The sequence below is a fragment of the Mesorhizobium sp. WSM4312 genome, assembly GCF_002294875.1.
GTDB lineage: Bacteria > Pseudomonadota > Alphaproteobacteria > Rhizobiales > Rhizobiaceae > Mesorhizobium.
Map to the genome: position 1 here is coordinate 398,114 of NZ_NSFU01000001.1, position 19,876 is coordinate 417,989.

At 63.3% G+C, this 19,876-nt stretch carries 19 protein-coding genes; 15 read left to right on the forward strand and 4 right to left on the reverse strand.

Features of this window, described 5'->3' with window-relative positions; all coding sequences use genetic code 11:
• Window positions 1-33: 33 nt before the first annotated feature.
• Genes CK228_RS01895 through CK228_RS01910 form a run of 4 tightly spaced genes read right to left on the reverse strand, consistent with a single transcriptional unit; the run spans window position 34 to window position 3,817 of the window.
• Window positions 34-1,074, reverse strand: a complete 1,041-nt coding sequence (locus CK228_RS01895; protein WP_095786679.1) for a DUF3445 domain-containing protein — start codon at window positions 1,072-1,074, stop codon at window positions 34-36.
• A 9-nt stretch (window positions 1,075-1,083) separates the two neighbouring features.
• Window positions 1,084-2,049: a PDR/VanB family oxidoreductase gene (locus CK228_RS01900; protein WP_095786680.1), complete on the reverse strand. Its 966-nt coding sequence runs from the start codon at window positions 2,047-2,049 to the stop codon at window positions 1,084-1,086.
• The gene (locus tag CK228_RS01905) at window positions 2,046-2,642 is read right to left on the reverse strand and encodes a dimethylamine monooxygenase subunit DmmA family protein (protein ID WP_095786681.1); all 597 of its coding nucleotides are present in this window, start codon (window positions 2,640-2,642) and stop codon (window positions 2,046-2,048) included. Before CK228_RS01905 ends, CK228_RS01900 begins: the two co-directional genes overlap by 4 nt.
• A 41-nt stretch (window positions 2,643-2,683) precedes the next feature.
• Window positions 2,684-3,817 (reverse strand): aminomethyltransferase family protein, encoded by a 1,134-nt coding sequence (locus CK228_RS01910; protein ID WP_095771133.1) that lies wholly within the window; start codon window positions 3,815-3,817, stop codon window positions 2,684-2,686.
• A 286-nt stretch (window positions 3,818-4,103) separates the two neighbouring features.
• Here CK228_RS01910 and CK228_RS01915 point away from each other — a divergent pair, with 286 nt between their 5' ends.
• The 15 genes from CK228_RS01915 to CK228_RS01990 all read left to right on the forward strand — a co-directional run bounded on the left by CK228_RS01915 (window position 4,104) and on the right by CK228_RS01990 (window position 19,688).
• Entirely contained in the window at window positions 4,104-4,391 is a 288-nt protein-coding gene (locus CK228_RS01915) for a hypothetical protein (protein ID WP_095771134.1), read from the forward strand.
• Between the two features lie 12 nt (window positions 4,392-4,403).
• Entirely contained in the window at window positions 4,404-4,781 is a 378-nt protein-coding gene (locus tag CK228_RS01920; protein ID WP_095771135.1) for a hypothetical protein, read from the forward strand.
• A 32-nt stretch (window positions 4,782-4,813) separates the two neighbouring features.
• The gene (locus CK228_RS01925) at window positions 4,814-4,975 is read left to right on the forward strand and encodes a hypothetical protein (RefSeq protein ID WP_019856863.1); all 162 of its coding nucleotides are present in this window, start codon (window positions 4,814-4,816) and stop codon (window positions 4,973-4,975) included.
• Window positions 4,976-4,988: 13 nt separating this feature from the next.
• Window positions 4,989-6,386, forward strand: coding sequence for an amino acid permease (locus CK228_RS01930; RefSeq protein ID WP_095771136.1), 1,398 nt, complete (start codon window positions 4,989-4,991; stop codon window positions 6,384-6,386).
• 45 nt (window positions 6,387-6,431) lie between these two features.
• Window positions 6,432-7,121: a hypothetical protein gene (locus CK228_RS01935; RefSeq protein ID WP_179295774.1), complete on the forward strand. Its 690-nt coding sequence runs from the start codon at window positions 6,432-6,434 to the stop codon at window positions 7,119-7,121.
• Window positions 7,118-7,447, forward strand: coding sequence for a hypothetical protein (locus tag CK228_RS01940; protein ID WP_095786682.1), 330 nt, complete (start codon window positions 7,118-7,120; stop codon window positions 7,445-7,447). Before CK228_RS01935 ends, CK228_RS01940 begins: the two co-directional genes overlap by 4 nt.
• Before the next feature lie 85 nt (window positions 7,448-7,532).
• Window positions 7,533-8,429: a glutamine amidotransferase family protein gene (locus CK228_RS01945; RefSeq protein ID WP_095786683.1), complete on the forward strand. Its 897-nt coding sequence runs from the start codon at window positions 7,533-7,535 to the stop codon at window positions 8,427-8,429.
• A 4-nt stretch (window positions 8,430-8,433) separates the two neighbouring features.
• The gene (locus CK228_RS01950; protein WP_095786684.1) at window positions 8,434-9,165 is read left to right on the forward strand and encodes a GXGXG domain-containing protein; all 732 of its coding nucleotides are present in this window, start codon (window positions 8,434-8,436) and stop codon (window positions 9,163-9,165) included.
• A 6-nt stretch (window positions 9,166-9,171) separates the two neighbouring features.
• The gene (locus CK228_RS01955; RefSeq protein WP_095771140.1) at window positions 9,172-10,500 is read left to right on the forward strand and encodes an FMN-binding glutamate synthase family protein; all 1,329 of its coding nucleotides are present in this window, start codon (window positions 9,172-9,174) and stop codon (window positions 10,498-10,500) included.
• Window positions 10,501-10,563: 63 nt separating this feature from the next.
• Window positions 10,564-11,871, forward strand: coding sequence for a type III glutamate--ammonia ligase (gene glnT, locus CK228_RS01960; RefSeq protein ID WP_095786685.1), 1,308 nt, complete (start codon window positions 10,564-10,566; stop codon window positions 11,869-11,871).
• A gap of 36 nt (window positions 11,872-11,907) precedes the next feature.
• Window positions 11,908-13,161 (forward strand): sarcosine oxidase subunit beta family protein, encoded by a 1,254-nt coding sequence (locus CK228_RS01965; RefSeq protein WP_095786686.1) that lies wholly within the window; start codon window positions 11,908-11,910, stop codon window positions 13,159-13,161.
• A gap of 16 nt (window positions 13,162-13,177) precedes the next feature.
• Window positions 13,178-13,453 carry a sarcosine oxidase subunit delta gene (locus CK228_RS01970; RefSeq protein WP_095786687.1) on the forward strand — a complete coding sequence of 92 codons (276 nt, stop codon included), beginning with the start codon at window positions 13,178-13,180 and terminating at the stop codon, window positions 13,451-13,453.
• Window positions 13,453-16,434 (forward strand): sarcosine oxidase subunit alpha, encoded by a 2,982-nt coding sequence (locus CK228_RS01975; RefSeq protein ID WP_095786688.1) that lies wholly within the window; start codon window positions 13,453-13,455, stop codon window positions 16,432-16,434. The genes CK228_RS01970 and CK228_RS01975 overlap by 1 nt, the downstream gene beginning before the upstream one ends.
• Window positions 16,427-17,053: a sarcosine oxidase subunit gamma family protein gene (locus CK228_RS01980; protein WP_095786893.1), complete on the forward strand. Its 627-nt coding sequence runs from the start codon at window positions 16,427-16,429 to the stop codon at window positions 17,051-17,053. The genes CK228_RS01975 and CK228_RS01980 overlap by 8 nt, the downstream gene beginning before the upstream one ends.
• A gap of 265 nt (window positions 17,054-17,318) precedes the next feature.
• Window positions 17,319-19,688 (forward strand): aminomethyltransferase family protein, encoded by a 2,370-nt coding sequence (locus tag CK228_RS01990; protein ID WP_095786689.1) that lies wholly within the window; start codon window positions 17,319-17,321, stop codon window positions 19,686-19,688.
• Window positions 19,689-19,876: the final 188 nt, after the last annotated feature.

A 19,876-nucleotide genomic window follows, 5' to 3' on the forward strand; every position in this document is an offset into this window, starting at 1 on the left:
TCAGGTCCCCGTTGAAATAGCAGCAGGCAGATTTCAATCAGGTCCAAACCCCAGTGACGTCGCACTCCCGTCATCCAACTTCGACAGCCATTCCACCAAGGTTGGCCGATAGCGTGTGAGCCCCTTGTAGGTGGCGAGTTCCTCGGGCAGATCGCGAATGACGCGGTGCAGGCGTCGCGCCCATTTCGGCTGCGTCACGAGTTCGTCCATCTTGATCAGGTAGCAGCGGATCGGGAAGACGATGCCGTTGGAGCGCGGCAGCCGCCAGAAGCTTTGCAGCTCGACGCGCAGATGCACCTTGTCGCCGACATTTTCGGGCGTCACGGTTGTCCGGTCCGGACCCCATTTGTGGTAATTTTCCGGGCTGGTATCGAGGCGCGGATTGATGGTCATAGTCCAGTTGAGGCGCCGCGCCGGCTTACCCTGCTGGATGTTGGTGAGGAATTTCAGCGCCCTGGTGAAAATGCCCTTCTCATGCGCCAGCGGCACCGGTGCGTGCCACTCGAAAAAATTCATGCCGATGTCGAAATCGAGCGACCAATCGGCCTGGGTGGTGACCATGCCGGCATCCATCCACAGATTGCCGTCGCGCTGGTCGAGGATGCAGAAATCGCCCTGGCTCTGGCGGGTGATGTATTCCATCGGACCGTAAGGCAGGGTCGAGGTGTCGCCGAAGGTGAAGGTGTCGTCGATGCCGAGCGGCCGGTTGATCCAGCGCCAGCGGTCGCCGTCCCGCGTCAGCGTGAAATGTTCGGGATAGCCAAGGGCTTGCTGTTCCATCAGCAGTTCGAGCAGATCCCAGCCGGCCAGCGTCATATGCGGCAGCGACTGGCAGCGCAGCGGATCCTCGGCCAGCACCAAAGCGCGGTCCTGCATCTCGGCGACGTAGTGCTCGTCGACATCGATCAGGTTCTCCAGCACTGAGCCCTTTGGCCCGGCGACATGCGGCTCGATGTTGACCGCATACATGTAGGCGTCTTCATGGAACGGGAACGGGAACCGCCTGATGTGCTCCGGGCTGTTCCTGAAGGTGAAGTCGTCGCGGAAGGTTTCCTTGCGAAAGGTGATGCCCAAGCTCGCCTCCTATCTTTCCAGCACCAGCGACCGGCCCTCGAAGCGCGACACGCACGGCATGATCTTGCAGCCGGAGCGATGGTCGTCCTCGCTCAGCCAGTGGTCGTTGTGGATGAACTTGCCATCGTAGGAGATCACGTTGGTCTCGCACTGGCCACAGACGCCGCCGCGGCAGAGATAGGGCGGGTCGACCCCGGCCGCCTCGATCGCTTCCAGCAGGCTCAGCTGTTCATCGACGCGGATGGTCTTGCCGCTGATTGCCAGCGTCACATCGAACGGCAGGCCGGGCTGGGGTGCCGCGAAATGCTCGAAATGCACGGCCTCCGATGGCCAGCCCAAGGCGGCCGCGCGGTCGCGCACCCAGTTGATCATGCCGGCCGGGCCGCAGACATAGAGATGCGTGCCGAGCGGCTGCGTCGACAGCAATCGATCAAGATCGATGCGCTCGTCACGGTCGTCATGGTAGAGCCTGATGCGCCTGTCGTAGCGCTCCCGCAGCACGTCGGCATAAGTGCCCAGAGAGGCGGTCCGGCAGGTGTAGTGCAGTTCGAAATTGCCGCCCTCGCCCGCCAGTTGCGCGGTCTGCGCCATGAAGGGCGTGATGCCGATGCCGCCGGCCAGCATCAGGTGTTTCCTGGCACGCAAGTCGAGCGAGAACAGATTGACGGGATAGCTGATCACCATCTCCAGGCCCGGCTTGACGGACCGGTGCATGAACAGCGAGCCGCCACGCCCGACATCGTCGCGGCGCACCGAGATCGTGTATTCGCGCGTGTCGAGCGGCGAACCCATCAGCGAATAGGGGTTGAGCCGGGTGCGGTCGCCGTCGCGCATCTCGACCACGACATGGGCGCCGCCGGAAAAGGTCGGCAACAGCTCGCTGTCGCGCCTGCGGAAATGGAAGCGGGTGACCAGTTCGTTGACCGGAACGACGTCGCTGACGACGACATCGAGTTTTGTGGTGCCGGTGCTCATGGGAAGGCCTCCTCCATTGGAGGAATCTCCGAGCGATCCTCGGCATTGATGCAGACGCCCTGGAAAGCGGCGAGGCGCCGCGAATAGTGATCGCGCACCAGAAGCAGCAAGCCGCAATGCGAACAGGTCGATGGCTGTGTCGTGACATTCTCGGTGATGCCCTTGCAGTGAACGCACTGCATGCGCCTGGCCAGCGAGCCGCGATGCTCCGTCTGCATGGAGGTGTGGTCGATGCCGGCTTCGAGCGCCACCTGCATGGCCTGGCCGATCAGTCCCTCGGTGCCGGCGAGGTAGAGGCGCAAGCCCATATGGGCATTGCCCAGCGTCTGCTTCAGCCTCGGCAGCAGGCTGGCAAAGGATGGCGCCTGATGAAACTGCGCCGGCCTCAGCGCTTCGAGGGCGGCGACGTGTTTGTTGTCCGGCCCCGGGATAAAGTCGATTTCGGCGCCATCGAAAAACCCGGCAGGCGCTTTTGCGGCCATGTCTGAAATAGCGACCGCACCTTCGGCATCGGCGATGAAAAGATGGTGTTTGCCGGGCTGCGGAGAGAGCGTTCCGTAGACCGGCCGGCTGATGATGCTTTTTGCTGCCATTTAAATCTTCGTGCCTCGAACCCCTCGCTGTTGATTATGCCTCAGCCTTTCGCCGTGCGCTTGGTCTTCTTGGGATCGTCGAACGGCAATGGCTGCGCCGTCGCCTTGATCGACCCGCTCTTGTTGCGGATTTCGAGCTTGGTGTCCTTGACCGCGCAGTCGACGTCGAGGCGGGCGATGCCCATCGATTTCTTGACCAGCGGCGAATACATGGCACAGGTCACCACGCCGACCTTCTTGCCGTCGCGATAGACCGGCGCGCCTTCGTCGGCCGGCTCCTTGCCGTCGAGCAGCACGCCAAAAATCTTGAAGCGCTCCTTGCCCTTCAAACGGTAGTGTTCCTCGGCTCCGCGAAAGCCGGTCTTGCCGGGACTGACGGTAAAGTCGAGGCCGAGTTCCCACAGCGTATCGCCGGGGCCTTCATTCTCGAACGGATATTTTTGCGAATTGTCGTAGGGATAGAACAGCAGATAACTTTCGACCCGCAGCATGTCGAGCGTGGTGAAACGGCACGGAATGATGCCGGCGCTCTTGCCCTCTTCGAGGATCCTGTCCCAGATCGTGCCAGCATCCTGGCCACGGCAGAAGATCTCGTAGCCGCGCTCGCCGGTGTAGCCGGTGCGCGAGATCATGACGGGCAAGCCGAACAGCTGCGTCTGCATGTGATGGAAATAGTTCAGGTCGCGAATCCCCGGCACATGCTTGGCCAGATAGTCGACCGCGGTCGGTCCCTGAAGCGACAGATCGTGCAGATTGTCGTCGAAGCGTAGCGAGACATCGCGGCCCATCGCGGCGCGCTGCAATTCCTCATGGCCGGTGCCCGAGCCATGCACGACCATCCAGCTGTTCGGGCCGGTGCGGTAGAGGATGCAGTCGTCGGTGAATTTTCCCGCCTCGTTCAGCATGCAGGCATAGGCCGATTTGCCGGGGTAGATCTTTTCCACGTCGCGGGTGGTCGCGAGATCGATGAGATGCGAGGCGTGCGGCCCTGTGATGTGCACCTTCTTCAGGCCCGACACATCCATCAGCCCGGCCTTGGTGCGGATGGCGATGTACTCCTCGTCGGCATCCTTGTCGTAGGTCCAGGCGGTGCCCATGCCGCTCCAGTCTTCGAGCTTCGAACCCAGCGCGCGATGGCGATCCGCCAGGGTCGAAAATCTCCAGGATGCCGTCATCCGCTCGTCCTCCGTTCAAAAATCCACTGTTCCCCGCTCCTTGGCGCGGTGGCCGGAGCTTTGGAGCGAATATTGACCGCAAACGCGGGAGAGCCGCAATCCCCTGAATGCAAATAATTTCATTGTCAGGCAAAATTGGCCGCCCCAAGCAAACAGTTAACTCAGCGTAAATTCGTCTTGACAATTGCGGTAAACGGTCTGAATTTATGAAAAAAATTTCACTCTCTTGAAAGAGAGCGACGCAAGGTGGATTCGGAACCGGGCGTCGAAAAAAGGGGACAAACCGATGTCAGACCTGCAGCAGCGCATCGAGGCGCTGTACCGTTCCGATTTGCGCGGATCCGCGTTGCTGATCGTCTGCCTGTGGGCGACGATCCTCTTCGTCCTGTTCATGACATGGCCGTACATCCCGCACGCCGGCATCAAGGCCGTCGTCGCGATTGCCGCCGCCGCCGTGCTGATCTTCAACACGGCCGCGATCCTGGCGATGGTCAAACACTACAAGGAAGACAAGGATTTCATCTACGGCCTCGACATCAAGAACGCCGACGCATCCCGCAACCGCCAGTCCTGAGGGGTACAAGAAATGTCCCGCTATACGCCGCCGGAGCAGAGCAAGGCCGGCCAGGTTTTCGATATCGTCGTCGTGGTTGTCGCCATCTTCGTGGCGTTGTGGCTGCCGCTGAAGCTCGGCCTTGCCGGAGCCGCCAAATCCATCGACGCGCTCGATGCCAAGACCTGGGAAGCGCTTGGCCAGAACCCGACCATGGCAGCCATCTGGGAGAAGCTCGGCTACACACCCGAGACGGCGCATGACATCATCCAGAACCGCTTCCACTATGTCATCGACTGGCCGACGCTGATCATCATGGCGGCGGTGCTGATCGGTTATTTCGTCTTCCTGTTCCGAGCCTCCGACCGCGAATATCGCGACGTCATCAACGAAAAATTCAACGACAAGTAAGAGTTCCGAAGGCAAGCAATCGGGGACGCACCATGTGGATTTCACTCTCTTACGCATGCTGGGGCATCTCGATCGTGCTCGCCCTGTGGATGCTCTACGACTGGTTCAAGGTCGACACGACCTATTCCGAAGACGTTCTGACCTCGTCACGCGAAGGCGAGCTTGAAGCCGTTTCCGAGAAACACCGGATTTGAGTGGGGACGAACAATGACGACGACCGTACTTGAACCGGCAATTCACGGCGACAGGGTTTCACTGCTGCGGGTGCTCGGCCCGGCCCATGTCTGGGCACTCGGCGTCGGCATCGTTCTGGTCGGTGAATTCACCGGCTGGAATTTTTCGGCCGACAAGGGCGGCGCGCTCGCCGCGCTGATCGTCTGCTGGATCGTCGGGCTGCTCTATACCTCGGTCGCCATGATCGATTCCGAAGTGACGTCGACGGTGGCGGCTGCCGGCGGCCAGTATGCGCAGGCCAAGCATATTGTCGGGCCGCTGATGGCCTTCAACGTCGCGCTGTTCCTGGTCTTCGCCTACACGATGCTGGAGGTCTCGGACGCCATCCTGCTCGGCGACACCATCGTCGCCAAGGCCGGCGTCGAAGGGCTCACCCACAATTCATTCATCGCCGCCACCATCGTCGTGCTGGCCTGGCTCAACTATCGCGGCGTGCTGATGACGCTCAACGTCAACTTCGTCATCACCGCAATTGCCTATATCTCGATCGTCATCCTGTTCTTCTCGGTCAGCCCGTGGACGCAAGGCGCGGTGCTGAAGCTCAACGAGCTGGTGACGCCGGGCAATGCGCTGCCCTATGGCTGGATCGGCGTCATCGCCGCCTTCCAGTTTGGCATCTGGTATTATCTCGGCATCGAAGGCACCACGCAGGCGGCCGAGGAAGTGCGTTCGCCGGCCCGCTCGCTGCCCTACGGCACGATGGCCGGCATGATCACGCTTTTGATCGCCGCCGCCATGACCTGGTATGTCTGCGCCTCGCTGATGCCTTGGGAATATCTCGGCATCACCTATTATCCGCTGTGGGACGCCGGCAAGCTCACCGGCAGTCCGCTGCTGGAAAACCTGTTGTTCATCGCAACGCTGCTGGCTGCGCTGGCTTCCGCCAATGGCTGCATCAACGATGCGGCGCGCGCATGGTTCTCGCTCGGCCGCGACCGTTATCTGCCGAGCTGGTTCTCGGCCGTGCACCCGAAATATCGCACGCCCTACCGCTCGATCCTGTTCCTGCTGCCGATCGCGCTCGCCTTCGCCTTCATTGCCGACCTCAACCAGGCGATCACGTTCTCGATCCTGTCGGGCGTGCTGCAATACACCTTCATGAGCATCAACATCATGATGTTCCGCAAGAAGTGGCCGCTCGGCACGATCCGCCGCGGCTACACGCATCCCTTCCATCCGCTGCCGGCGATCGTGTTGTTCTGCCTTTGCGTGGTGACCTTCTTCGCCATCTTCCTCGGGTTCGGCTCACAGCTGATCGCGATGACCATCTTCTATTTCCTGATCTCGCTGTGGTTCCATTTCTACCGTTACAAATTCGTACGGCGCGGCGACCAGTTCACCATGCCGTGGCCGAAACCGCAGGGCTATTGATGGGAGACGGCCCGCCCCGATCCTTGGCGGGCCGGACATGACAAAATGTCCGACGTGACATCAGCACTGTTCGCCGGGGCCATTGTCCTGGTTCTCGCTCTCCATCTTGCGTGGCTGGCACGGCGCAGCCGCAACAGGGCCTTGGCGGCGCTCGCCGCCGAGGAGGCCGGCATACGCACCATTGTCGCCGACGCCGCTGATGTTTCGGACGGCACCGCCGGTGTCGTCACCTGGGAAGGGTCGTGGAACGGCCAACGCGTTCAGTTGCGCACCATCGTCGACACGCTGGCGACACGAAAACTGCCGGCGCGTTGGCTCAGCGTTTCGATCACCGAAAAGGTCGCCGTCCCAGCGACCTTCGACATGATGATGCGGCCGGGCTCGCCGACGACCTTCTCCAATTTCGACCATCTCCAGCATACGCTGCCCAAGGCTCCGGGATTTCCCCCCGAGGCGGTGCTGCGGACCGACCGCCGCGGCACGCGGTTCCCGCAAGGCATCATCGCCGAACATCTGGAACCCTTTTCGGAAGGGCGCGCCAAGGAGCTGCTGATCACGCCAAACGGGGTGCGCATCGTGTGGCTGCTGGCCGAGGCCGAACGGGCGCGCTACGGCGTTTTCCGGCAGGCCGCGTTCGGTGAGGCACAGATCGATCCAGCGCTGATCGACCGGCTGCTCACCTCGCTCTCGGCGCTGCGCGACGCCATCAACCGAAGCGAACGGCAAGCCGCATGACCGGTTCGAACACGCAGCCGGCGCCGGTGAGCCCTTATCTCGTCCTCGGCGCGTCAATCGTGCTGCCGGCGAGCGGCCATGTCATTCTGGGCGTTCCGGTGCGCGGGCTGCAGTTCCTTTTCTTCATGGTTATCCTGGCATGGGTGACCGCCAAGATCGCGCTGCCCGACGCTAGCTTCATCGGCCGTCACGCCGGCGGCTTTCTGATCTATGCGCTATCCATCCTGGACGCCTACAAGCTCGCCCGTATCCGCCATGCCACGTGGGTTCACAATGCCACGCAGGGCAGCGATAACTCGCATGGCGGCATTACGCCCCATACGTAACTAGAGGAAAATTTTTTTCATATGATTGAATTTGCGGGACTCATTCGATACATCATCTTCTAGCTACAAATGCCGGGAGGCTGACATGTGTGGAATTGTCGGACTGTTTTTGAAAGACAAGTCGCTGGAGCCGAAGCTCGGCGCGATGCTGTCGGAGATGCTGGTATCGCTCAGCGATCGCGGGCCCGACAGCGCAGGCATTGCCATCTATGGCGCGCCTTCCAGGAATGAAGCCAAGATCACCATCCAGTCGGCGAAGCCCGCGCGCGATTTTCGCGACCTCGATACCGAGCTTGCCAAGGCCATCGGTGCGCCGGTGAGCATTGCGGTCAAGTCGACGCACGCCGTCGTGCGGACGACGCCGGCCAAGATTGACGAAGCGCGCGAGGCCATCCAGGCACTTCGCCCCGACATCCGCATCATGGGCGCCGGCGACGTCGTCGAGATCTACAAGGAAGTCGGCCTGCCGGAAGCGGTGGTCGATCGCTTCGACGTCCGCAAGATGGCCGGCACGCATGGCATCGGGCACACCCGCATGGCAACGGAATCGGCGGTGACGACGATGGGCGCTCATCCCTTCTCGACCGGCGCCGACCAGTGCCTGGTGCACAACGGCTCGCTGTCGAACCACAACAATGTCCGCCGTGAGCTGATCCGCGAAGGCATGAAATTCGAGACCGAGAACGATACCGAGGTCGCCGCCGCCTATCTCTCGTCCCAGATGGCGCATGGCAAGAACCTCGGCGAAGCCCTGGAAGGCACGCTCTCGGATCTCGACGGCTTCTTCACCTTCGTCGTCGGCACCAAGAACGGTTTTGGCGTGGTGCGCGACCCGATCGCCTGCAAGCCCGCCGTCATGGCCGAAACCGACCAGTATGTCGCCTTCGGCTCGGAATATCGCGCGCTGACCAAACTGCCCGGCATAGACAATGCGAGGGTCTGGGAACCGGAACCCGCAACCGTCTATTTCTGGGAGCATTGAGTTCATGACGGCAACCAAACTTTCAAAGGCGGCGGCCCACGACCACGCCTCGCGGATCTTCGATCTCGATGTGTCTTCGCTGCGCGAGCTCAACCAGGCGCTGCACAATCTGACGCCCGGCTCGAACGAAACGGTGTGGGAAGTGCTGCACCCGAAGGGCAGCCATTCGGTCGCCGTCGGCGTCGACCAGCCCGTGACCATCGATGTGCGCGGCAGCGTCGGCTATTATTGCGGCGGCATGAATTCCGGCAGCACCATCACCGTGCACGGCTCGGCCGGGCCCGGCGTCGGCGAGAATATGATGTCGGGCTCGATCATCGTGAAAGGCGATGCCAGCCAATATGCCGGCGCCACCGGCAAGGGCGGCCTGCTGGTCATCGAAGGCAATGCCTCGTCGCGCTGCGGCATCTCGATGAAAGGCATCGACATCGTCGTGCACGGCAATATCGGTCACATGTCGGCCTTCATGGCGCAGTCCGGCAATCTGGTGGTGCTCGGCGATGCCGGCGATGCGCTGGGCGATTCCATCTACGAGGCGCGGCTGTTCGTGCGCGGCAAGGTCGACAGCCTCGGCGCCGACTGCATCGCCAAGGAGATGCGGCCCGAGCATCTGGAACTGCTGCAGGGCTTGCTCGACCGCGCCGGCGTCACCGGCGTCAAGCCATCGGAGTTCAAGCGCTACGGCTCGGCGCGCACCCTCTACAATTTCAATATCGACAACGCCGACGCGTATTGAGGCAGCATGACCTATCGCAACCCGCCGACGACGCCGCGCAAATCCGCGACCTTCGACGACTACACGCTTTCCGAAATCCGCCGCGCCGCGGCGACCGGCATCTATGACATCCGGGGCGCCGGCGCCAAGCGCAAGCTGCCGCATTTCGATGACCTTTTGTTCCTCGGCGCCTCGATCTCGCGCTATCCGCTCGAAGGCTACCGCGAACGCTGCGACACCAGCGTCGTGCTCGGCTCGCGCCATGCCAAGAAGCCGATCGAATTGAAGATTCCGATCACCATTGCCGGCATGAGCTTCGGTTCGCTCTCCGGTCCGGCCAAGGAGGCGCTCGGCCGTGGCGCGACGCTGTCGGGCACGTCGACCACGACGGGCGATGGCGGCATGACCGAGGAAGAGCGCGGGCATTCCAAGCAACTGGTCTATCAATATCTGCCGTCGCGCTACGGCATGAATTTGCGCGACCTGCGCCGTGCCGATGCCATCGAAGTCGTCGTCGGCCAGGGCGCCAAGCCGGGCGGCGGCGGCATGCTGCTTGGCCAGAAGATTTCCGACCGCGTCGCGGAGATGCGCACCCTGCCGAAAGGCATCGACCAGCGCTCCGCCTCGCGCCATCCCGACTGGACCGGCCCGGACGATCTCGAGATCAAGATCCTCGAGCTGCGCGAGATCACCGACTGGGAAAAGCCGATCTACGTCAAGGTCGGCGGCGCCCGCCCCTATTACGATACCGCGCTTGCTGTGAAGGCCGGCGCCGATGTCGTCGTCGTCGACGGCATGCAGGGCGGCACGGCGGCAACGCAGGAAGTGTTCATCGAGAATGTCGGCCAGCCGACGCTCGCCTGCATCCGGCCGGCGGTGCAGGCGCTGCAGGATCTCGGCATGCACCGCAAGGTGCAGCTGATCGTCTCGGGCGGCATCCGCAATGGCGCCGATGTCGCCAAGGCGCTGGCACTCGGCGTCGACGCGGTCTCCATCGGAACGGCGGCGCTGGTCGCGCTCGGCGACAATGATCCCCGCTGGGAGGCGGAGTATAACGAGCTCGGCACCACATCAGGCGCCTATGATGACTGGCATGAAGGCCGCGACCCTGCCGGCATCACCACACAGGACCCGGAGCTGATGAAGCGGGTCGATCCTGTGGCTGCTGGACGGCGGCTGGCCAACTATCTGAAGGTGATGACGCTGGAGGCGCAGACGATCGCCCGCGCCTGCGGCAAGAACAGCCTGCACAATCTCGAACCCGAGGACCTCGTCGCATTGACGATCGAGGCAGCCGCGATGGCCGGCGTGCCGCTCGCCGGCACCAACTGGATACCGGGGAAGAACGGCTTCTGATCAACGAAGGGCCGAAGCCCGCACGCTCTGGGGCAACGATCGACAAAAAAATGGGGAACTTCCGTGACAGCTGATCTTGCAGAATTCGCAAGGGCGAAAAACGTCAAATATTTCATGATTTCCTACACCGACCTGTTCGGTGGCCAGCGCGCCAAGCTGGTGCCGGCGCAGGCGATATCAGACATGCAGAAGGATGGCGCCGGCTTTGCCGGTTTCGCCACCTGGCTGGACCTGACGCCGGCGCATCCCGACATGCTGGCAGTGCCGGATCCAGACTCGGTCATCCAGTTGCCGTGGAAAAAGGAGGTGGCCTGGGTCGCCGCCAATTGCGTCATGGACGACAAGGAGGTCGACCAGACGCCGCGCAATACGTTGAGGCGGCTGATCGCGGAGGCCGCCGGCGACGGCATGCATGTCAAGACCGGCGTCGAGGCCGAGTTCTTCCTGATCTCGCCGGACGGCGGCGTCATCTCTGACCAATACGACACGGCCTCAAAGCCCTGCTACGACCAGCAGGCGGTGATGCGCCGCTACGACGTCATCGCGGAGATCTGCGATCACATGCTGGTGCTCGGCTGGGGACCCTACCAGAACGACCATGAGGACGCGAACGGCCAGTTCGAGATGAACTGGGCCTTCGACGACGTGCTCGCCACCGCCGACAAGCACTCCTTCTTCAAGTTCATGGTCAGGTCGGTGGCAGAGAAGCACGGCCTGCGGGCCACCTTCATGCCGAAACCCTTCCAGGGCCTGACCGGCAATGGCTGCCATGCCCACATCTCGGTGTGGGACAAGGCGGGCAAGACCAATGTCTTCGCCGACAATTCGATGGAGCTTGGCCTGTCGGCCAAGGGCAAGAACTTCCTCGGCGGCATCATGAAGCATGCCTCCGCGCTTGCCGCGATCACCAACCCGACGGTCAATTCCTACAAGCGCATCAACGCCCCGCGCACGATTTCGGGCGCGACCTGGGCGCCGAACACGGTGACCTGGACCGGCAACAATCGCACCCACATGGTGCGCGTGCCGGGCCCCGGCCGCTTCGAACTGCGCCTGCCCGATGGTGCTGCAAACCCCTATCTCTTGCAGGCTGTGATCATTGCCGCTGGCCTCGACGGCATCCGCTCGAAGGCCGATCCCGGCAAGCGCTACGACATCGACATGTACCAGCACGGCCACACGGTGAAGGGCGCGCCGAAACTGCCACTGAACCTGCTCGACGCACTGCGCGAGTTCGACAAGGACAAATCACTCAAGGCGGCGCTGGGTGAGGAATTCTCGTCGGCATACCTAAAGCTGAAGCACCAGGAATGGAATTCTTATGCTTCGCACTTCACGCAATGGGAGCGCGACCACACGCTGGACATATAGCCGTCCTGCCGGTGCGAGCGACCTCGGAATGAACGTATGAAATACTCGATCTTCTCGCTCGCCCGTGCCGCCCTTTCCGGCCACAAGAACTGGCAGCGCACCTGGCGCGACGCCACGCCGAAGGATCGCTACGACGTGGTGATCATCGGCGGTGGCGGCCATGGCCTGGCCACCGCCTGGTTCCTCGCCAGCGAATACGGCATCAAGAACGTCGCGGTGCTGGAAAAAGGCTGGATCGGCTCCGGCAATGCCGGCCGCAACACCACCATCATCCGCTCCAATTACGGCCTGCCCGGCAACACCGGCTTCTACGAATTGTCGATGAAGCTGTGGGAGCGGATGGAGCAGGACCTCAACTACAATGCGATGGTCAGCCAGCGCGGCGTCATCAACCTCTACCATTCCGACGCGCAGCGCGACGCCTATGCGCGGCGCGGCAACACCATGCGCATCAACGGCATCGACGCCGAACTGCTCGACCTCGCTGCGGTCAAGAAGATGATGCCGTTCCTGAACTTCGACAATGCGCGCTTTCCCGTGCAAGGCGGATTGCTGCAGCGGCGCGGCGGCACGGCGCGGCACGATGCCGTGGTCTGGGGTTATGCCCATGCGGCCAGCGGGCTTGGCGTCGACATCATCCAGAATTGCGAGGTAACCGGCTTTGTCAGGGACGCCAACGGCAAGGTGACTGGTGTCGAAACCTCGCGCGGCAGGATCGGCGCCGGCAAGGTCGGCATGGCGGTCGCCGGCTCCTCGTCACGCGTCGCTGAAATGGCGGGCCTGCGCCTGCCGATCGAAAGCCATGTGCTGCAGGCTTTCGTCTCCGAGGCGATCAAGCCGTTGATCCCCAATGTCATGACCTTCGGCGCAGGCCATTTCTATGTCAGCCAGTCGGACAAGGGCGGCCTTGTCTTCGGCGGCGACATTGACGGCTACAATTCCTACGCCCAGCGCGGCAATCTGCCTGTGATGGAGGATGTCTGCGAGGGCGGCATGGCGCTGATGCCGATGATCGGACGCGTGCGGCTTCTGCGCCAGTGGGGCGGCATCATGGACATGTCGATGGACGGCTCGCCGATCATCGACAAGACGCCGGTCGACGGCCTCTATCTCAACGCGGGCTGGTGCTATGGCGGCTTCAAGGCGACGCCCGGCTCAGGCTTCGTCTTCGCCCACCTGCTGGCCCGCGACACGCCGCACGAGGAAGCTGCACGGTTCCGCCTCGACCGGTTCCGGACTGGCGCCATGATCGACGAAAAGGGCCAGGGCGCCCAACCGAACCTGCACTGAGGACGGCCGGAAAATCATGCGCATTGTCTGTCCCTTCTGCGGCGAACGCGAACTCGGCGAGTTCACCTATCTCGGCGACGCCAAACCGGTGCGGCCGGCGGCGGGTGCCGGTGAAGATGCTATCTACGATTATGTTTATCTGCGCGACAACATCGCCGGCGTGATGAGCGAGAACTGGTATCACAGCGGCGGCTGCCGGGCCTGGCTGAAGGTCACCCGCAACACGCTGACGCATGAGATTTCGGCGATCGAACCGGCAGCGGGCGCCGGTGCGGCGAAGGTTGGCGCGTGATGGCCGGTGGGCAGACAAACCGGCTGAACAATGGCGGCCTCATCGACCGCTCGGCGCCGCTGAACTTCCGCTTCGACGGCAAGAGCTTTTCCGGCTTCGAGGGCGACACGCTGGCGTCGGCGCTGGTTGCCAATGGCGTCAAGCTGGTCGGGCGCTCGTTCAAGTATCATCGCCCGCGCGGCATCCTGACCGCGGGCTCGGAAGAACCCAACGCGCTGGTCGAACTGCGCACCGGTGCCCGGCGCGAGCCGAACACCAAGGCGACGACGGCCGAGCTTTACGAAGGCCTCGAGGCCGCCAGCCAGAATCGCTGGCCGTCGCTGCGCTTCGACGTGATGTCGGTGAACCAGCTGTTCTCGCCGATCTTCGTCGCCGGCTTCTACTACAAGACCTTCATGTGGCCGGCGAAATTCTGGGAAGCCATCTACGAGCCGGCGATCCGCCGCGCCGCCGGTCTTGGCCGTGCCGCCGGTGTTGCCGACCCTGACCACTACGACAAGGCCTGGGCGCATTGCGATGTGCTGATCGCCGGCTCCGGTCCGGCCGGTCTGGCGGCAGCATTGGCCGCCGGCCGAAGCGGCGCCCGAGTCATCCTGTGCGAAGAGGATTTTGCGTTCGGCGGCCGGTTGCTGTCGGATGGCGGCACGATCGATGGCCTGCCGGCCGCCGAATGGTTGTCGCGGGCGCTGGCCGAACTGGCGGCAATGCCCGATGTCCGCATCCTGACCCGCACGACGCTGTTCGGCGTCTATGACGGCGGCACCTACGGCGCGCTGGAGCGGGTCAACGACCATATGCCCTCGCCGCCCGAACATCAGGTGCGCCAGCGGATGTGGCGCATCGTGGCCAAGCGCTGTGTGGTCGCGGCCGGCGCCCTTGAGCGGCCGATCGTTTTCGCCGGCAACGACACGCCCGGCGTGATGATGGCTTCGGCGATGCGAACCTATGTCGGACGCTATGCCGCTGTTCCAGCAAAGCGCATCGCGCTGTTCACCAACAATGAGGATGGCTGGCGCACGGTCGAGACCGCGCTTGGTGCCGGGCTGCAGATCGCGGCGGTGATCGACGCGCGGCCGGACGTTTCGCCGTCACATCGATCGCTGGCCTCCAGGAATGGCTTCACGGTGCTGCACGGCTCCGTCAGCGGCGTTGACGGCGGCAAGGACGGTGTTCGGAAAATCGCAGTGTCGCTCACCGGCGGCGCGCGCGCCGAAGTCGAGGCCGACGGGCTCGCGGTTTCCGGCGGCTGGAATCCGGCGGTCGGGCTCACCTCCTATCATCGCGGCCGACCGAAATGGCGCGACGACATTGCTGCCTTCGTGCCCGACGGCGCGCCCCCCGGCATGGTCGCAGCCGGTGCGGCCAACGGCGACTTCGGACTTGGCGCCTGCCTCGCCAAAGGGTTTGCCGCCGGCGTGGCAGCGGCACATGGTGCCGGACATAGTGGCAAGGCAGGCACCGCGCCTGTTGCCAACGACGAGGCATTCTCGCTGACGCCGCTCTGGCACGTCGCCGGCAAGGGCAAGGCCTTCGTCGACTACCAGCACGATGTCACCGCCTCCGACATCGAACTGGCGCAGCGCGAGGGTTTTGAATCGGTCGAGCATCTGAAGCGTTATACGACGCTCGGCATGGCGACCGACCAGGGCAAGACGTCCAATGTCGCCGGCCTAGCCATCATGGCAGCGGTGACCGGAAAATCCATTCCAGAGACTGGCACGACCATCTACCGGCCGCCTTACGTGCCGGTCGCCATCGGCGCCTTTGCCGGCCATCATCGCGACGAGACGTTCCACGCGACGCGGCTGACGCCGTCGCATCACTGGGCCGCCGAACAGGGTGCTGTCTTCGTCGACACCGGCCTATGGAAACGCGCGCAATGGTATCCGCGCGCTGGCGAGAAGGACTGGCTGGAATCGGTGACCCGTGAGGTCAAGGCCGTGCGAAGCGGCGTCGGCTTTTGCGATGTCTCGACGCTCGGCAAGATCGACGTGCACGGTCTCGATGCCGGCGCCTTCCTCGACCGCGTTTACATCAACACCTTCTCCAACCTCGCCGTCGGCAAGGCGCGCTACGGGCTGATGCTGCGCGAGGATGGCATCGTCTATGATGACGGCACGACGTCGCGGCTGGCCGAGGACCACTATTTCCTGACCACCACGACCGCCAAGGCCGGTTTGGTGATGCAGCACCTCGAATTCTGCCGGCAGGTGCTGTTTCCCGACCTCGACGTGCAGCTGACCTCCGTCTCCGACCAGTGGGCGCAATTCTCGATCGCCGGCCCTAAAACCCGCGACCTGCTGAAGGAGATCGTCGACCCGGCGGAGGACCTGTCCAATGAAGGTTTTCCCTTCATGGGCGCGCGGGAAGTCGCATTGCGCGGCGGCATCAAGGCAAGGCTGTTCCGCATCTCCTTCTCCGGTGAGATGGCGTTCGAGATTTCCGTGCCGGCACGCTACGGCGAGGCGACGGCGCGCAATCTGATGCTGGCCGGCGAGCCGTTCGGCGTCACGCCTTACGGCACCGAGGCGCTCGGCGTGATGCGCATCGAAAAGGGCCACGTAGCCGGACCGGAACTGAACGGCACGACGACGGCGGCCGATCTTGGCCTCGGCAAGATGACGTCGACCAAGAAAGATTTCATCGGCCGCGTCATGGCTGGTCGCGAGGCGCTTGTCGCACCTGACCGGCAGGTCGTCGTCGGCGTCAAGCCGACGGACAGAGCGCGCCGGCTGCGCTCGGGCGCGCACATCATCCCGAAGGGGCAGACGCCCGGGCCAGGCAACGACCAGGGCTACGTCACCTCGGTCTGCTTCTCGCCGACATCAGACCAGTGGATTGGGCTGGCGCTTGTCGAGCGCGGACGCGAGCGCATCGGCGAGATCGTCCATGCGCATGACCCGATACGCGCCGAGGACTATGACGTCGAGCTCTGCAATCCCGTCTTCTATGATCCAGATGGAGGGCGCCAGCGTGGCTGAGTTTTCCTGGGACGTTCGCAGTCCGCTCGATCGCGCGCTCGCGGTGGGGCGGTATGGTGCGCGTGGCGATGCCGGCGTGACGCTGACCGAGATCCGCAATTTCGACCTCGTCCAGGTGATGGCGCGGCGCGGCAAGGCGGCGGAGATGGCCAAGGCCGCGAAGGCACGCTTCGGCAGTGCGGTTCCGAAAACACCGCAGGCGGTGCAAGGCTCGGATGCCACGCTGATCTGGTCGGGACCTGATCAGTTTTTTGTCCTGTCGAAGGGCGGCAAGCACGCGATTGGGGCGCTTGGCCAAGCGTTCGCGCAATCGGCTTCGCTCTCCGACCAGTCGCATGCCCGTGTGCTGATCAGCGTTTCTGGCGTCAAGGCGCGGGCGATGTTGGCCAAGCTGTCGTCGATCGATCTGCATTCGGGTGTGTTCGCCGTCGGCGCGGCGGCGGCCACGTCGATGGATCACACCAGCGTCACGCTCTGGCGTGGGAATGACCTGGCGGATGGGCTGGCGGTGTTCAACATTCTGGTGTTCGCGACCTTCGCCGAGAGCCTTTGGCACACGATGCTGGACTCGGCTGCGGAGTACGGCCTGGCGATCGCGCATTCAGAGCAACTGGCGTAGCCCTTGCGCGCTTTTCCCTTCTCCCCTTGCGGGAGGAGGTGGCCTCGCGAAGCGAGGTCGGATGAGGGGTGTTCCAGCTTGGCAAGGACGGCACTCCGTCACCCACCCCTCAACCGTCTCGGCGCTGCGCGCCGATCCACCTTCTCCCACAAGGGGAGAAGGAAGAAGGGGTGGTCTGCCTTGCCAAACGCAACCGCGCTGCTATTCTTGCTGCTAAAATAATTTCACACACAGGCAAACTTGTTTCTCGAACCGCAAGGCTGAGATGAGCCAGTCGCCCTACCCAACAGTCACAGCCGGACCGCCGCGCCCGAGCCTCATCCTGAGGCCCGGTCAGATCGCGCTGCCGCCAGGCATGGAGCGCCACACGATCCAAGGCAACGGGGCTTTGCTGATCGAGGTCGAGGCCGGCGATATCATCACCGTACGCAATGTCGAAGGCGGCCAGGCCTGCGAAGTTCTGGCCTGGGACACCACAGGCACCACCGATCCCGGCATCTTCGGCGAAAAATCCAACAGCAATGCCGCCGGCATCAAGGCGCTCCTCGCCGAGGGCGATGACAGTCTCGCGTCCCTACGCCGCGGGCTGGCGCGCCGGCAAGTGGTGCTCGATCAGGCAAAGGCGCTGCGCGTGTTCGGCAGCACAACGCCCGCCGGGACCGAACAGGCTTTCACCGTCACGCGCGACGGCTCGATGGTCATCGCCGCGCCCGGCGGACCGATGCTGGTCGACAGCCATGACACGGCGACGCCGCTCACCGTCATCGTGCGCCGCGCCACGATCCGCCTGAAAACAAAATCGCAGGTGGCCGATCCCCTCGCCGATCCGGTGCTTGACCTGCGCGTCCATTCAGCAACGGCGGAATCCTATTTCGTCAAGGCCGGCGACTATCTGCAGATCATCGATGTCGACGGCCGGCAATGCACCGACTTCCAGTGCTTTTCGGCGCGCAAGCTGGACAAGGGCCTCGACCATCCGCTCGACGTGACGACGACGCGCACGCTGATGGGGTCGAGTTATCCGATGCCTGGCCTGCATTCCAAATATTACGACCAGGACATGGAGCCGCTGGTCGAGGTGGTGCAGGACACATGCGGCCGGCATGATGCCTTCGCGCTGGCCTGTGCTGCGAAATATTACGACGACATCGGCTATCCCGGCCACACCAACTGCTCGGAGAATTTCAATGGCGCCCTGGCCGGCAAGGGCATCAATCCCCGCACCGGGTGGATGGCGATCAACTTCTTCTTCAACACCGCCATCGACGCGCATGGCGTGATGGTGTCCGACGAACCATGGTCGCGGCCGGGCGACTATGTGCTGCTCAGGGCGCTGACCGACATCGTCTGCGTCTCCTCCGCCTGCCCCGACGACACGACGCCGGCCAATGGCTGGGATCTCACCGACATCCATGTGCGGACCTATTCCGGCCAGCACAAATTCTCGCGAGCGATCGCCAGACGCATGACGCCCGATTCGGAACCGAAAATGACCCGCGAGACCTCCTTCCATTCGTCCTTTGCCAAGCACACCCGCAATTTCTCGGAATACAGGGGCTACTGGCTGGCCAACTCCTTCGCCAAGGAGGGGCCTATCGCCGAGTACTGGGCCTGCCGGCAGGACGCCGTGATCATGGACCTGTCGCCGCTCAGAAAATTCGAGGTCACCGGCCCGGATTCCGAAGCGCTGCTGCAATACACGCTGACCCGCGACGTGAAAAAACTCGGCGTCGGCCAGGTCGTCTACTCCGCCATGTGCTACGAGCATGGCGGCATGATCGACGACGGCACGCTGCTGCGGCTCGGCAAGGATAATTTCCGCTGGGTCGGCGGCGACGATCTGTCCGGCGAATGGCTGCGAGAGACCGCCAAGAAGCTTGGGCTTCATGTCCTGGTGCGCTCCTCCACGGACCAGATGCACAATGTCGCCGTACAGGGCCCAAAAAGCCGCGATATCCTCAGAGAAGTGATCTGGACTTCGCCGCTGCAGCCTTCGATCGACGAGCTCGAATGGTTCCGCTTCGCGGTCGCCCGCATCGGCGGCGGCAACGGCATTCCGGTCGTCGTCTCGCGCACCGGCTATACCGGTGAGCTCGGCTATGAGATCTGGTGCCATCCGCGCGACGCCGAAAAAGTGTTCGACGCCATCTGGGAAGCCGGCCAGCCGCATGGGCTGAAGCCGATGGGCCTGCAAGCGCTCGACATGGTGCGCATCGAGGCCGGGCTGATCTTCGCGGGCTACGAATTCTCCGACCAGACCGATCCGTTCGAGGCCGGCATCGGCTTCACCGTGCCGCTGAAAAGCAAGACCGACGATTTCATCGGCCGCGAGGCGCTGATCCGCCGCAAGGAACACCCGCAGACGAAACTTGTGGGGCTCGACATCGACAGCAATGTCGCGGTCGGCCATGGCGATTGCGTGCATGTCGGCCGCGCCCAGATCGGCGTCGTCACCTCGGGCATGCGGTCGCCGGTGCTTGGCAAGAACATCGCGCTGGCCAGGCTCGACGTCACCCACGCGGCTGTTGGTGCCGAGGTCGAGATCGGCAAGCTCGACGGCCACGCCAAACGGCTGCCGGCGCGTGTCGTCGCCTTCGCCCATTACGATCCGCAGAAGACCCGGCCGCGCTCCTGACTGCTGCCCTCCGGACAGGTAAAACCGCGCGCGTCAGAGGTGCCGCGAGACGTATTGCCGCCTGCGCGCGCAAGCGTGATGTGCACGGCGTCACAAAACGCTTGACGTGAAAGCGCGCCGGATCAATCTTCACTCCTAAGAAAAAAATACGACTGAGTGGAAACACCGGAGTCGTAAGGTCATGTGCC